Raw genomic sequence first — 13,562 nt, 5'->3', positions numbered from 1 at the left:
GCCGCGGCGCCCTGCCTGGCGTGGCGCTCACGCGCGCTCGGCCAGCTCGCGAAGGAACGGATTGGTGGCCTGCTCCTGTCCGAGCGTCGTGGGCCCCATGTGGCCCGGGTAGACATGGGACTGCGGCGGGAACTCGGCGATCAGCGACTCGATCGAGGCGAGCAGCGTGGGCCAGTCACCACCGGGCAGGTCCGTGCGCCCGACCGAGCCTGCAAACAGCACGTCGCCTGAAAAGAGCGCGTCCTCGCCGCGCACGGAGTACGTGAGGTGTCCAGGGCTGTGACCGGGGGTGAAGCGAATGTCGAACGTCATGCCCGCGAGCTCGAGCACCTCGCCGCCGGCAAGCGTGTGGTCCGCCACATAGCCCTCGAACGGGCCGATCCCCGGAAACAGGCGGGAGCTGATGTTCTCCAGCATGCCGGTCTCGAGTGTCGGGCACCACACCGGCGCGCCGGTGGCCGCGTGCATCGCGGCCACGGCACCGACGTGGTCAAAGTGGCAGTGGGTGATGAGGATCGCCTCGACGGTGCTGATGCCAAGCTCACCGAGTGCCGCCGTCAGGCGTGGCGCCTCCTCACCCGGATCGAAGATCACCGCGCGCTCCGATCCAGGGGTGCGCACGATGTAGCAGTTCTCCTGGATCGGCCCAACCGTGTAGCAGTGGACGTCGATCACCGCGGCGCCGCCTGAGCCTGTTTCTTTGCCATCCGCCGGCGCCACAGGTAGATCTCGATGTAGTAGCCGAGCAGCACGTAGAGGATCATCGCCATGATCGCGTAGATCACCGCCGAGAGCACGCGGTCACTGCTCTTCTTCGGGCCGAAGAAGAGCAGTACGAAGAACATCATCACGCCCGCGAGCGCCGCCCGCTGGGCGGCGCTGCGCCACGTCGGCTTGCGGTTCAGGCGCTCCTCGCGGCGCTGATTACGGTCCAGGTCCTTGCGCTCAGAGGCCTTCAGCGGACGACCCGTGCGTCCGCGCGTCTCGATGATGCCGGCGGCGTTGCCGCGGTGCTTGGTGTGGCGTTTGCGCTTGGACTGAGCCATCCTCAGAGGGAGCTTAGTCGCTCCATGCAGCGGCGTCAGCGCCGGTCGCGGCGGCCGCCGCGACCGCGTCCTCCAGGTGGCGGCGATGCAGCACCGGCAGCTCCTCAGGGAAGCCGTCGAATGCGGCCCGGGGCGGCAGCCCCACCACCTCTGCGCGCAGCGGACGGGCGTGCCGGGCGATCGCCGCAAGCACCGCGGTGGCGTTCGTGCGGCGGTAGTCCTCGAGGTTGGTCGATACCTGGGCGACGCCATCACGGTGCTCGAGCGTCAGGCCGATCGCGCGGACCGCCGGCAGTCCCTCGGCGCCGCCTTCGCGGATCAGCGCCGCGATCGCTCGCGCCGTCTCGAGGTTCGCCGGCGGCGCGAGCTCGACGTTGAAGGCGACGAGCGGGCCGCGCGCGGCGACCAGCGCCGCACCGGCGCGCGGGTGCAGGCGCGCCGGGCCGAAGTCGGGCGCCAGCTCCCCCGCGTCGATCCGGGCCTGCAGCACCTGCGGCCCACCGCGCCTGATCTGTGCGCGCGTCACCAGTCCACCGCTGAGCTCGCCGTAGATGAACACGGGGATCTCGAGCTCGCTGCCGAGCCGGTCGGCGAGCACCAGCGCCTGCGCGCACGCCTCGCCGCGCTCCGCGTCCTCCATGTAGACGATCGGCGCGACGTCGAGGGTGCCGACGTGAGGGTGTGCGCCCCGGTAGGTGGCGATGTCGAGCAGGTCGATCGCCCGGCGCGCGCCGGCCGTGAGCGCGTCGGCCAGCGGCGCCCCGCTCACGCCACCAGCTACACCCGCCCCGCCGTGTCCGCTGGCCCCGGAACGCTGCCAGAGCGTGAAGACGCTGCGGTTGTGGTCGGGGTCGCTGTGGATGTCAAGCAGGCTCACACCGCCGCCTGCGACGAGCGCCGCGCCGATCGCGTCGAGCCGCGCCCGGTCGCGCCCTTCAGAGAAATTCGGTATCGCAAGCAGCATTGCTTTGAGTCCTCTCCCGGCGCCGGGCGTGCGGGTACCCGGCGGCGCGAGCCTATAGACTGCCGTAGCCGCACCTGCCGGAGTAGCTCAGTCGGTTAGAGCAGGGGAATCATAATCCCAAGGTCGGGGGTTCGAGTCCCTCCTCCGGCATCGACCTTTCTCCCTGCAAACCGGCACCTTCGCCGAAGTGGCTCAGAGGCTCGCAGCCGGTGACCGGGCTTCTATGTGCACACCATGTGCACATGATTTCGCTTCGGCGCCCGCTCGCGCGGCCTCGATTGCGTCCACAGCCGGCTGCTGCGGCGCATCCTCGAGCTCGTCGATCACGTGCCCGTAGGTGGTCAGCGTGAGCGTGGCGTTGTGCCCGAGCTGGCGCGCGACGTAGACCACGTTGCGGCCCTCGTGAAGCAGCAGCGACGCGAAGCTGTGGCGCAGGTCGTAGGGTCGGGCGTCGACGCCAGCAGCCGCGAAAGCGGGCTTGAGGTTGCGTCTGGTCCAGTTGCGCCAGTCGCTCTCGCCCCAGACGCCGCCGGCGGCGGCGGGGAACACGAGCGCGCTGCCGCCGGGTCGGCCTGAGGCCATCCGCCAGCGGCGCAGGTCGCTGGCCAGCGGCGCGAGCAGTCGGACGCTGCGGGCGGTGCCGGTCTTGGTGGCCTTGATCTTCCCGAGTGCCGCGGCGCGCGAGACGCTGATCGCTGTCTCGCCGATGTCTGACCAGCGCAGCGCGAGCGCCTCGCCCGGGCGCAGGCCGGCGTAGGCAAGCACGGAGACCAGCACCGCGTCGCGGTGTCGCTCGTGCGCGCCGCGGGCGGCCGGCAGCAGGTAGCCGCGGCGCTGGCGCTGACCGGCGGCAGCGGCCGCGACACGGGTCGGCTCGGGATCGAGCAGCGCGGCGCGGACAGCCTCGACGGTCACGGGCGCCAGCGGCCGCGGCTTCGCGCGTGCCGCGGCCCTCGGCTTGCGCACTAGCTTGGCTGGGTTGCGCTGGATCCGCTCGGCCTCCGTCGCGCGCTGCAGGACGTTGCTCAACAGCGCGTGTGCCTTGCGGACGCGCTCGGGGCCGGCGCCGGCGGCCAGGTGGTCGGCCTGCCAGCGGGCGAGCAGCTCCGGCGTGAGGTTGCGCAGCGGCACCATGCCGAGCTGATCGTCGACGTAGAGAGCCCACAGCCGGGCGTAGTCGCGGCGTGTCTGCTCTGCCAGCGCGGGGCCGTAGGTCGGAAGCCACACGCTCGCCATGTACTCGGCGAGTGTTTCGGTGCCGGCGTCGAGCGCCGCCAGCGTCCCGAGGCGCTTCAGGCGCGTGATGTTGGCGTCGTAGGCGTCAGCGTCCGCCTTGCGGCTGAAGGTCTGCGAGCGCTGCTTGCCCGCGGCGTCCCGGTAGCGGACCTGGTAGGCACGCTGGCGCTTGCCTGCCCGGTCATTCCACTCCCGCTTGCCGACGCTCATCGACTCGGCTCCGCTTCGCCGGCCTCGACCTGGGCGAGCGCCAGGCCGAGCAGGTGACGGACGTACGTTTCACGCGGGATGAGCCCGCGGGCGGCGTCGATCCGCTCGAGGAGCTCGGGCGATATGCGGACCGGGAGCGGCTTTGAGTGCTTCGGTTGATCGGCCATACCATACATCTATCATGTGCTAGCATCTGCTGTCAAGAGCTCTGAAGGCGTCCGCGACGGCGCCGGTCCCGGGCACGGCGTGGCTCGCCTGGCGCCGGCGCGGCCTGCCGACCGCGCGACGCGCCGGCGCTGCGTCGACCCAGTCCTCGACCGCATCACGGTGCAGCCGGATCACCCGCTCGCCGACACGCTGCGCGGGCAGCTCCCCGTCGTCGATCGCTCGACGGATCGTCTTCTCGCAGACGCCCGCGAACTGTGCGGCGTCCCGGACGCTCAGTAGCCGCTCCTCCACCGGCGCGGGCTCCGGCCTGAGGTACGGCGCCAGCAGCGGCGCAAGCTCGGCCGCTCGCTGCGGCTGCGCCTGGAGCTGCTCCAGCAGCTCGCTGAGAAGATCAAGTGCCATCAGCCCAGCTTCCCGAATCGAGGCAGCCCCGGTGTCGTGGCGTCGCTTGAGGCCGCCTGCGACGCCTGCCTCTCGACCCGCGTGATCTGACGGGCGCGGAAGCGGTGAAGCACCCGCGCGCCGGCGATCAGCGAGCACACCGCCTCATGCCGCGCCTGGTCGATGGCGACCACCCGCCAGCGCGAACGCTCCGCGACCACCACATCGCCGATCCGACACCCGCGCGGGCCGCGCGTTGCATCAGGGGCGCGCACGAGCGGCCGGAGCTGATAGGGCCCTAGGCTCACGACAGCCTCGCTGCGGGGCACCGCGGATCTGCTTGCCGATCCGCCAGTCGTCCAGTCCGCCAAACGGGCGACAGCGGGGCCCACGATCGCCTGCGGTTGCGGTGCTCGTAGATCGGCGACGACCCGGAGTCCGCGCCGCCTTTCCCCCAGTTCCCCCAGCTTCCCCAGTCTGGGTCGGGAACTGTCTCGCGTGAGCCATTTACTAGCCAGACTTTCACACCTAAACCGGGGGAGCTGGGGAAACCCCGCCAAGACTGGGATCGAGCTGGGGAAACCATGCCCCAGCTCCCCCAGCTCAGCTGTGCGTATCTGCGTCTCACAGCGCTACTCCGGTGTACACGCGCTTGTTCCCCGCTTCATCGCTTGCCGTCGCGTCCCGCTTTGTGATGCCGTGGCGCTTGAGCTGTGTGCCGAACGTGTTCGCGGCGAGCGGTCTCTCGCCTTCGCGCTCACACCAACCCTCATAAGCAGACCGCAAGACGCCGGTGCCTGTCGCCTTCTCGGGGTCGCGTTCGCAACAGTCCGCAAGGAAGCGGCCAACCTGGTCCTCGTCGGCTCGATACGAGACCGTCGCGTCGGTGATCGCCGAAGCCGAGCCGAGGCCGTTCCGGTACCAGGCGACCGCGCCATCGACTGCCCAACGTAGGATCCCGGCTTGCTCTGCCGCGAGCTTCTCGGGGAGTGTCTTGTCCTCGCGGCCCTCGAAGTCCTGCTCGAACGGGATCAGCCTGACGCGTCGCCACATCGCATCGTCGTCGGCCGAGATCCGCGGCCGATGGTTCGTCTGCACCATCAACTTGAACGACGGCTTGTAAGCGAACGGTTGGCCGTAGAGCTCACGACACACGAGCTGCTCCCCACCAGTGAGCTTCTTCACGGTCTCGGTGTCCAGCGGTCGTCGGCTGCCCGGCTCGCTAGTGACGACCATGCGCGCGCTGCGGAGGCGAGCGAGATCCTCACGCGGTTCGCGCCCGCTGACCTTCACCGCGCCGAATGTGTCGAACCTAGCCTCGTGAGCGAACTCGCCTGCCGTCAGGCGCAGAGCGTCCACCAGGGTGCTTTTGCCGTTGTTGCCGTTTCCGTACAGGATCGCGAAGCACTGCTCTCGCGTCTCGCCGGTGAGGCAGTAGCCGGCCCACCGCTGAAGGAACGCGATCAGGTCTTGGTCGCGGTCGAAGACCTCCTCGAGGAACTGGAGCCAACGGGGCGCCGGCGCGTTTGGCTCGAACGGGATCGAGACTCCGAGCGTGATGAGGTCAGACGGCGTCGCCGCGCGCAGCTCGCCAGTGCGCAGGTCGACAGTGCCGTTGGCGCAGGTGAGCAGCCACGGCTTGGCGTTGAGTTGCTCTGCCCGAGCTATCAGCCGCCGGTCCGATTTCGCGAGCTCGAGCGCCGCGCGGATACGGGGCGCGCTCTCTGACCGCTTTGCGTGGTCCGCGACAAGCTTCCTCGTCTCATCGCTGGGTGCGGCTGAGGCCTCGACGTAGATCGCGCGCACGGTCCGCTTCGCCGCTCGCTCGGCAGCCCCGTCCGTGTCGCGGATCCATAGGCGGCCGTCCCAGGCGTGCCAGGATCCGAGTTCGGGCACGTAACGCAGCGCTTCGGCGTGCTGGTCCCCAATGCGCTCCGCGTTCCCAAGATCGGTCAGGTTTCGCCTGACACTCGGAACCGCCGTTGACTCGACGGGCGGTGACGTATCGACGGGGGCGTGGTGCGCGGGCGTACTGCCGGTCATCGTCTCGAGCAGGTCGTGCAGAGCCTGGACGCCGCCGCTAGCCACTGCTTCAAGCAGCTCGTCGCCCAGGTCGTGGCCGTCCTCCCTGCCTGGGTCGAGATCGACGACTCTGACTTCCAGCCCGGCGGCCGCGAGTCGGTCGGCGATCGTTGCCGCCGCTCGGCGGCCGGGGTCGTCGCAGTCGAAAAGCACGATGATGCGCTTGAACTTCCTGAAACGCTCGACGTCTATCTTTCGCGCCCATCCGACTCCCGGAACGGCCACCGCTGGCAGGCCGAGCACGCTGGCGCTGATCGCGTCGGGCTCACCCTCCACGATCCACAACTCTTCTCCCTCGACGCTCTCCGGTGCGGGGAAGAGGCCGCGAGGTCTGCCTCTGCTCGCGCGCATCTTCACCCGGGCGTTGGGCAGATAACGGCAGACGGTCAGGAGCTGGCCGACCCCGTCGTGAACCGGAATGGTCACACGCTCGCCGTCCCACCCGACTCCGAGACTGGCCAGCGCCTCAGCGGTCCAGCCCTTGCGCTCCCGGAGCGTCGCGAGGACATCTGAGCTGCCCTGCAGGACTTTGGCCCAGCGTTGCAGCTCCGCGTCGGCCGGGAGCGGCTCAGGTCCCCTGGCCCCGTTCCGTGGGGCCCCGGGTGAGCCTGTCTGCGCCTGGTCACTGGCGAAGAGGTCTGCCTTTGTCAGCTGAAGCGTCGCCAGCACTTGCTCAAGACTGCAGCCGGCGTGACAGTGCAGAAGGACCCCACCGCCCTCGCGCTCAGTGATCGTGAGTGACGGGTTGCGGTCGTCGTGACTCGGGCACTGAGCCCTCCATCCGACACCGTTTCCCTGGAACGCGGAGCCTTCCCGCTCCAGGGCGGCCAGGACCCGCTCGATCGGGCTTGCGGTGCTCATTGTCGCCACGGACTACTCGGTGACAGCTCTCGATGGCACTGGAAGCAGAGCCCCGGCATGGGCGGGCTCACCGTGTACCCGTAGTCATCGTTGGCGACCACGTCACCGCAACGCGGGCAGGGATGCGGCACCGGCGCGGGGGCTAGAAACGGTTCGTATCGGTACCAGTAGCTCAGGGCGCGGAGCAGCCGGCGCGTTCGTGCTTGAGCTAGTGCACGTAGGCCACGCGCGGGTGCGTGGGGGTTGGTGGTCATATGCCGCTCCCGTCGCTTTGCCGTGGGCGCGGGCCGTCAAAGTGGTGTCGGACCCATCGCTCGTATCGCTCCTTATCGTGGGTGGGAACGCGCTCACCGGCGAACAGGAGGGTGTAACGGTTCACTCGCCGCGGTCGCCTGGTCGTCCACACCAGCCCGCGGAGCGCCAGCGCGTGCAGGAGGCGGTCCAGCTCGAGAACGTCGACGCCGATCGCGTTGGCAAGCGTTGTCGCCTTGATCGGCTGGCGGTGCTCGTCGGCGACGATCCCGAGAAGGACCAGGAGCGCGCGTTCGGCTCGGTCCGGCCATCCGGCGCTGAGCTCGAGCGCCAACGCGGCAGCGCGGACGCAAGAAATCCGCTCGGTGCTCGGGGTGGAGTGTGTAGCCTTCCGAGCGGAATCGAAGGTTTGGTCGGGCCGGCTCATGCCGGCCCGTTTCCGTTCGCCGGGTTGAGGGCTTGCGCTTCGAGGAGCGTCTGGAGACGGTCGTAATCGGCAAGATATGCGCGTACGGCGCGGAGCGTCTCGCCCGTGATCTTGCGGTCGGAGGTCCTCGCGCGCTGCGCGAGTTCGCCGTGGAGCTCTGCGGGTATGTAGACCCGGACCTCGAAACCGCCGGTGGATGAGCGGCTCTTGTGTGGCATTGGCTCATTGTCTGGACACTTTGGGACACTTACACGACGTGTCAGATGTCGTAGGGATTCCCAGAGCGCAGCTTCTCGGGCACCGTTCGGTTAAGGACTTCGAGCGGCACCAAGCGATCGGTTTTGCGCCGCCCCGGACGCCGTGCGGGCCGGACGAGAAAGTGCTGCGTGACCGGATCCTTGAGACGTTGCGCCGTCGCGATCGCGGGGAGCCGGTGGCCGCGTCGCGCCGCGATCTCGCCGCGCTGGTGATCGCCGCCGTCGCGGAGTTTGGTTGCGATGCGTCGGGCGCTGGTGAGCGGGGGATCTCGGCGGAATGGGCTCGCAGGGCGCTAGCGACCTTTGCGCGGGCGGAGGCGACCTGGAACCGTCGCGAGCGAGGCAGATGGTGGTCCGCGCTTCATGCGCACCTGCACCGGGAGGCGACCGATACCGCGAACTACAGTTGCCGAGGACCAAAGCTCGGCAGCAGATCTACCGTCGCGAGAATACGCCGGCTTGCTGAGGACTGGCAACGCGTGAGCCCTGTTGATGCCGCCGACGCGATTTTTCCACTTGCCGCGCTCGTAGAAATGACCGATCTTGCCGTTGAGCACGGAGCGGTGATCGAGGCGCTGCCGGCGGTTGGAGCCGGGCTGTCGGCGATGGCACCGGACGTGCTGGAGTGCCCTGGGTCTGTCTATGCGGTTGCGCTGGTGCTGGAGAGAGTCGTCACCGGGTCTGCCCTGGCTGAGGACATCGACGTAGAGCTGCCGTCACTCACCGACGATCGCGCGATGATTGGCGGCTATTTCGCCGAGTACATCACGGAGCGTTACCTTCGAGCCCGGGGCGCCATCGACACGACCCTCGTGCGATTGATTCTCCCGATCGTCGTTTACGTCGCGCTGCCAAGCGACCCAGGATGGCTTCGTGCGCTCGCGCCAGCGCCGTCCTACCTCGTCGGTGTTCCGAGCGTCCGGTAGATGGTGGCGCGGCTGACGCCGATTGTGCTTGCGATCGCGGTGACGGTGTGCTGTCGGCTGGCGTACATGTCGCGGGCGACGCGGAGCTTCTCAGGGGTCATCACCGTGCGCCGGCCGCCGTGGCGGCCGCGGGCGCGGGCGGCGGCGAGTCCGGCCCGGGTGCGTTCCCGGATAAGCTCGCGCTCGAACTCGGCCAGGGCGGCGAAGGTATGGAAGATCAGCCGGCCGGCGGGGGTGCTTGTGTCGATGCTTTCGGTGACGCTTGCGAACTGGATTTCGCGGGCGTGCAGATCCTCGACGGTCGCGATCAGGTGCCGTAGGTTGCGTCCGAGCCGGTCAAGGCGCCAGACGATCAGCGTGTCACCGGGGCGCAGGTAGTCAAGGGCCGCGGTGAGCTGCGGGCGGTCTTGGAGCGCGCCGCTGGCGTGGTCTGTGAAGATCCGCTGGCAGCCGGCGGCCTCCAGAGCGTCGAGCTGCAACGCGGGCTGCTGGTCGCTTGTGCTCACTCGCGCGTAGCCGATCTTCGATCCGTCGCTGCTCATAGCCCCGCGATTGTCTCACCGGCCGTTGACAGCATCGGTCGTGAGGCGTTGATTGTGGTCACCGGTAATGGACGCGCTCGGCCGCTGCCGGCGCGCGCGGCTGGCGGGTGTGCGTATTGGTTGGTTTCTGCGACACGTGATCGGCTGGCGCTGGTAGCTTCCCGCGGAACGGCAGGTGCACGGAAGGGAGGCGGTGTGCGAAGGCTCGGGCTCTTGGTGGGTTTGGCGGCGGTGATCCTCGCTGGTGCGGGCGCGGCTGGTGCTTTCGCCTACGGGCTGCCGGCCAGTCCGGTGAGCCTCAATGGCAGGCTGCAGGTCGCGCCGGCTGAGATCACGGTTTCCGAGGACGGCAACGCGTTCATTGTCGGGCCGTGGAAGGGCAGCTATCGCGGGTGGGCTGGCGCGCCGAAGCACTTCCCGGCAATCCACTGGACCGATTGGTCTACCTCGCGCGCGGTCGGGACCGGGACCGAGGTCGTCGGCAACTGCAAGCCGAACTGCACTCACGGCACGTTCACAGCCTACGCGTTGCGGCTGTGGGAGTGGCGCCCGCGGGTGGTGCACGGGCGCTTGATCTTCACGCGTCTGCGCTGGCAGTTCATAGGCCGCCGTCCGCCGCTGATACCTCCGAGCGTGACCGCGACAGCTCACTATCTCGGTCGTGGGATCTGGGGCTGGAACCCCAGCTGAGACCCATTCCTGGCTGTATGGGCGGGCGCTCAGAACGTCGTCTGAGGCCTCGAGCGACGTCTCGGCGGCGTGCCCGCCTGGTGTACGGGTAGCGGGCGTGGGTCAGAGCCGTCCGCCGCGGTGCCTCGCGACGGCCGCTGAGCGCATGGGAGCCTGTAATCGTCGCTGGCGGCCGCCCGCTACGCGTCGTCGACGAGGCGGGTCGCGTGCTGTGGAGCGTGCCGCGGCCTCGGGGCCGGCTAACACCCGTGCAGGTCGGGTGATGATGCGGGAAGGTGTGCCTGGGGCGTCAGGCGGCGTGCTGGAGCCCTGAGCGGCCGCTGTTGGGCGCGTGGTTATGCCGCGGCCGCGCCGCCGGCCAGCAGCAGGGTGGTGGGGCGTGGTACGGGCGCGCCGTTGCGGCTGAGTCCTTCGAAGATCAGTCCGAAGCCGAGCAGTACCAGCCCGACCCAGATCGCCGCGTACTTGAGGTCTTTGCTGATGGTGTCCCAGAGCCCTGTGAGCGCGCCGCCGGTCCCGAGGGCCGGTAGTGCACGCTGCGCAAGGCTCGGGCCTGTCTCGGTGGGGTCGCTGGTGGCCGCGGGGGTGTCGGTGCTTGTGCTGGCGGGCAGGTCGCTGGCGGCGCTTGCTGCGTCGCTGCTTGCGCCGAAGAGGTCACCGGCAAAGCCTGAGAGATCTGACAGTGGCGCGGCTTCTGGTCCGAGCGCGGCGAGGGTGCCGGCGATGCCTTGGAATGCGCTGCCGACCGGCGAGCCGTGGCCTGGCAGGTTGCCTGACATCGCCGCCTTGATCTGCGCTTGTGAGTATCCGAGCTGGCTCATCGCGGCCGCGACCTGGGACGGGGTGAGCGACACGTGCCCGGCGGTGTAGGGCGCGGTGCGGGGTGTCTTGCCGAGCTGCCCGAGGCCTTGCAGGTAGCTCTCCATGTCGCTGAGGGTGATGTGCACCCCGTCGATAATGCCGCCGGCCATCACGACGGTCCTTGGGTGTGGCGCAGCTCGTCGCCGTCAGCGTTGATCGCGAACTCTGGGAGTGCTGCCAGGCCGTCTGGCGGCTTGAGCCACTTGCCGATGAAGTCAGCCTGTCCGGCGCTGAGCCGCACGAGCACCTGGCGGTCGTGCGCGTCGACGAGCTCGAGGTTCACGCGGCCGGGTTGCTCGTGCTCGTCGAGCACCAGCTCACCGTCCGCGGGCCCGAGCCCCCACAGTGTCCGCTCACGCTTGCGCGTGCGGTCAACGTCGTACCCGTAGATCTCGACCGGCTCAACCTCAAGCACCCCACCATCGGCCTCCTCGACGTCGAGGTCGTCATCCTCCTCGACGTCGTCGTCTTGGTCGTCGTCCTGGTGCGGGTGCTGCTGGGGTGTGCTGCGCTGGCGGGCAGCGTCCCGCAGGTCTCGCTCGGCCGGTGCGCTCAACGGTATGGCGATCGTCGGGTGCTCCTCGTCGGCGCCGTCGGCCCAGAGGATCAGATGCAGCTCACCGTCGATCTCCGCGAGATCCGCGGCGGTGGCTTTGGCGTCCTGCGGCCAGCCACCCGGCGGCTGCTGTGCGCCGGGGTGGCGGCCAGGCAGCGGCTCACGCTCCGCCGGCTGATCCTTCGGCATGCCCGTCCTACGCGCGTCGATGGTCGCGGGCTCGTCGTTGTCTGCGAAGGGGCCGATCCGGTGCTCGTAGCGTCCCTCGCGCATCCGTTCGGCGACACGCGGGTTGCCGGCGGCGAGCGCCTCGAGCTGCGCCCGGGTCATCGGCCGCTTGCGTCTGGTGGTGTTGGCCATAGGAACCGGTGTACACGGCCCCCCCGAAAACCTGCAAGAGCACGAGCGCAAACACATCTACGCACAGGCCAACTCGCGCGAGCGGGGGCACACACACCGGCACACGTCACCACGTTTCTGGCACCTCGGCGCGTTAGATTCCAGGTTTGTGCATGATCAACGGCCATCGACGCTGAAAGCACCGAACCATCGCTCGGAAACGGCCGTCCCGGGCCGCGACCAGGCGATGCTTGAGGCGTTGGCCGCTCCGCTCTCCCCGGTGATCGGCCCGACGTTCATCCGGGACATGACCGTGGAGGTGCCCGGCTGGTATTGGATGCCGGCTGGCACGTCGGACTGGCGTTGGCTTGGGCGCAACACGCGAACAGCTGCCACACGCCTTGCCGATCTCCGCGAAAAGCGCACGCCGGCCAGTCGCCCGGTGGACCGGGGATAGCCGACCGCCAGAACTCGGGACGCGCCCGGGAGAACTCGGGCGCCGACCAGGAGATCAGGACGACGGCCTGGAGAACTCGGGCGCCGACCAAGAGATCAGGACGACGGCCTGGAGAACTCGGGCGCCGACCAAGAGATCAGGACGACGGCCTGGAGAACTCGGGCGCCGACCAAGAGATCAGGACGACGGCCTGGAGAACTCGGGCGCCGACCAGGAGATCGGGACGACGGCCTGGAGAACTCGGGAGCGAGCCAGGCCACCGCGCGAGCGGCCGGCCCGCCGGCATCCAGGCAGCCGGACGCTCCGCCTCCTCCCGGTCCCAGCCGCAAGACCGGCGCCGGGGCCTGGTCAAAGCTCTCCGAGCGCGGGGCGCTCGTGCACGTATTTCAGGCGGTGAACGGGCGCGAGCCGGGCGATGTATCGCTCGGTGGTGCTGATGTACTCGTGGCCGAGCTGCTCCTTGATGACATAGAGCGGCATGTTCTCGAGCGCCAGCTCGGTTGCGTGGGTGTGCCGGAAGCCGTGCGGGTGCACACGCTTCTCAACCCCGGCGCGCTCGGCCAACAGCTTGAGCTTGCTCCGGACCGCCGGCTGGCCCATGTGACCGCCGGGGCAGGGTTGCATGATCGTGCAGAAGACAGGAGCGGTCCTGGCAGGCAGGTTCGGGATCCTTGACCGCAGCTTGAGCCACTCCCGGATCACGGCCAGCGCCGAGGGGTCGATCCCGACGATCCGGAACCGGTCGCCCTTGCCGTGCATCACCCGCAGAAACCCGCCGTCCAGGTCGAGGTCCTCGGGCTTGAGATCAAGCGCCTCCCGGATCCGTAGCCCGGTTCGCCACAGCATCACGATCAGCGCCCGGTCCCGGCAGCCACCGAGCGTCTTCGGGTTGAGCTGACGCAAGATCGCGACGATCTCCTCCTGGCTCAACGGCTGCGGCGAGCGGCGCTGACCCCGGTCACGATTCACACGACCCTTGCCATACCCCGGCAAGGTCACCGGCGAGCGGCGCCGGCCGATCCGGTCAAACAACTCCGACGGCGCGGCTGAATCCACAAGATCACGCGAGTTCTCTCGCGCGGGAGCGGTAGTAGTCATCGAGTCCTCCTACGGACTCCGCGGCGAGCGCCCCTAATGCGCTCGCCTGTTAACCACACACTCTCTCACACAAACACGACGAAAGGAACTCAATATCGCCACAACTTCCCCAGAAATCGTGGGCAAGCGACTGAAAACACCCGCAAGCCCCGCCAGGCTCGCTCACGCGGCAGCCCCGCTGATCCTCCATGACACTCGCCGCCGTGCGA

At 69.0% G+C, this 13,562-nt stretch carries 17 protein-coding genes and 1 tRNA gene; 4 read left to right on the top strand and 14 right to left on the bottom strand.

All coding sequences use genetic code 11. The features are described from left to right. Positions 1–27 precede the first annotated feature (27 nt). From M3M54_RS03345 to M3M54_RS03335, 3 genes are read right to left on the bottom strand one after another with little or no spacing between them, the layout of a single operon-like run. Complete coding sequence (locus M3M54_RS03345) at positions 28–720, bottom strand: MBL fold metallo-hydrolase (protein ID WP_249020767.1); 693 nt, start codon at positions 718–720, stop codon at positions 28–30. Then, positions 672–1,046, bottom strand: coding sequence for a hypothetical protein (locus tag M3M54_RS03340; protein WP_249020766.1), 375 nt, complete (start codon positions 1,044–1,046; stop codon positions 672–674). The genes M3M54_RS03345 and M3M54_RS03340 overlap by 49 nt, the downstream gene beginning before the upstream one ends. A 13-nt stretch (positions 1,047–1,059) precedes the next feature. After that, a complete protein-coding gene (locus tag M3M54_RS03335) occupies positions 1,060–2,010 on the bottom strand; it encodes a hypothetical protein (RefSeq protein WP_249020765.1) in 951 nt (316 codons plus the stop codon). Between the two features lie 76 nt (positions 2,011–2,086). Between M3M54_RS03335 and M3M54_RS03330 the strand changes: the two genes are divergently transcribed. Continuing rightward, a tRNA-Met gene (locus M3M54_RS03330) sits at positions 2,087–2,160 on the top strand. A gap of 42 nt (positions 2,161–2,202) precedes the next feature. On the opposite strand, the gene M3M54_RS03325 is transcribed toward M3M54_RS03330, so the two are convergent. The 7 genes from M3M54_RS03325 to M3M54_RS03295 form a co-directional block, all read right to left on the bottom strand. Beyond that, the gene (locus M3M54_RS03325; RefSeq protein ID WP_249020764.1) at positions 2,203–3,456 is read right to left on the bottom strand and encodes a site-specific integrase; all 1,254 of its coding nucleotides are present in this window, start codon (positions 3,454–3,456) and stop codon (positions 2,203–2,205) included. Continuing rightward, entirely contained in the window at positions 3,453–3,623 is a 171-nt protein-coding gene (locus tag M3M54_RS03320) for a hypothetical protein (protein ID WP_249020763.1), read from the bottom strand. The genes M3M54_RS03325 and M3M54_RS03320 overlap by 4 nt, the downstream gene beginning before the upstream one ends. Before the next feature lie 19 nt (positions 3,624–3,642). After that, a complete protein-coding gene (locus M3M54_RS03315) occupies positions 3,643–4,026 on the bottom strand; it encodes an AlpA family transcriptional regulator (protein WP_249020762.1) in 384 nt (127 codons plus the stop codon). Further along, positions 4,026–4,226 (bottom strand): hypothetical protein, encoded by a 201-nt coding sequence (locus M3M54_RS03310; protein WP_249020761.1) that lies wholly within the window; start codon positions 4,224–4,226, stop codon positions 4,026–4,028. Before M3M54_RS03310 ends, M3M54_RS03315 begins: the two co-directional genes overlap by 1 nt. A 403-nt stretch (positions 4,227–4,629) precedes the next feature. Then, entirely contained in the window at positions 4,630–6,948 is a 2,319-nt protein-coding gene (locus tag M3M54_RS03305; protein ID WP_249020760.1) for a phage/plasmid primase, P4 family, read from the bottom strand. A gap of 250 nt (positions 6,949–7,198) precedes the next feature. Then, on the bottom strand, positions 7,199–7,534 hold the full coding sequence (locus tag M3M54_RS03300; protein WP_249020759.1) for a hypothetical protein: 336 nt from the start codon (positions 7,532–7,534) through the stop codon (positions 7,199–7,201). A gap of 89 nt (positions 7,535–7,623) precedes the next feature. Beyond that, a complete protein-coding gene (locus tag M3M54_RS03295) occupies positions 7,624–7,845 on the bottom strand; it encodes a hypothetical protein (protein ID WP_249020758.1) in 222 nt (73 codons plus the stop codon). Positions 7,846–8,060: 215 nt separating this feature from the next. Between M3M54_RS03295 and M3M54_RS03290 the strand changes: the two genes are divergently transcribed. Next, positions 8,061–8,810, top strand: coding sequence for a hypothetical protein (locus tag M3M54_RS03290; protein ID WP_249020757.1), 750 nt, complete (start codon positions 8,061–8,063; stop codon positions 8,808–8,810). Here the strand turns inward: M3M54_RS03290 and M3M54_RS03285 are convergent. Further along, the gene (locus M3M54_RS03285; RefSeq protein WP_249020756.1) at positions 8,780–9,352 is read right to left on the bottom strand and encodes a recombinase family protein; all 573 of its coding nucleotides are present in this window, start codon (positions 9,350–9,352) and stop codon (positions 8,780–8,782) included. The genes M3M54_RS03290 and M3M54_RS03285 overlap by 31 nt on opposite strands. Positions 9,353–9,547: 195 nt before the next feature. Here M3M54_RS03285 and M3M54_RS03280 point away from each other — a divergent pair, with 195 nt between their 5' ends. After that, positions 9,548–10,042 carry a hypothetical protein gene (locus M3M54_RS03280; protein WP_249020755.1) on the top strand — a complete coding sequence of 165 codons (495 nt, stop codon included), beginning with the start codon at positions 9,548–9,550 and terminating at the stop codon, positions 10,040–10,042. Between the two features lie 335 nt (positions 10,043–10,377). Here M3M54_RS03280 and M3M54_RS03275 read toward each other — a convergent pair whose 3' ends face one another. After that, complete coding sequence (locus M3M54_RS03275; RefSeq protein ID WP_249020754.1) at positions 10,378–11,013, bottom strand: hypothetical protein; 636 nt, start codon at positions 11,011–11,013, stop codon at positions 10,378–10,380. Further along, entirely contained in the window at positions 11,013–11,819 is an 807-nt protein-coding gene (locus M3M54_RS03270) for a hypothetical protein (RefSeq protein ID WP_249020753.1), read from the bottom strand. Before M3M54_RS03270 ends, M3M54_RS03275 begins: the two co-directional genes overlap by 1 nt. A 148-nt stretch (positions 11,820–11,967) precedes the next feature. On the opposite strand from M3M54_RS03270, the gene M3M54_RS03265 reads away from it, so the two are divergent. Next, positions 11,968–12,255 carry a hypothetical protein gene (locus M3M54_RS03265; protein WP_249020752.1) on the top strand — a complete coding sequence of 96 codons (288 nt, stop codon included), beginning with the start codon at positions 11,968–11,970 and terminating at the stop codon, positions 12,253–12,255. Between the two features lie 348 nt (positions 12,256–12,603). Here M3M54_RS03265 and M3M54_RS03260 read toward each other — a convergent pair whose 3' ends face one another. Beyond that, positions 12,604–13,353, bottom strand: coding sequence for a tyrosine-type recombinase/integrase (locus M3M54_RS03260; protein WP_249020751.1), 750 nt, complete (start codon positions 13,351–13,353; stop codon positions 12,604–12,606). Between the last annotated feature and the right edge of the window lie 209 nt (positions 13,354–13,562).

The sequence above is a fragment of the Conexibacter sp. S30A1 genome (assembly GCF_023330665.1).
GTDB lineage: Bacteria > Actinomycetota > Thermoleophilia > Solirubrobacterales > Solirubrobacteraceae > Palsa-465.
Note: the sequence above shows the minus strand (reverse complement) of the source record. Positions and strands in the feature narration are given on the sequence as shown.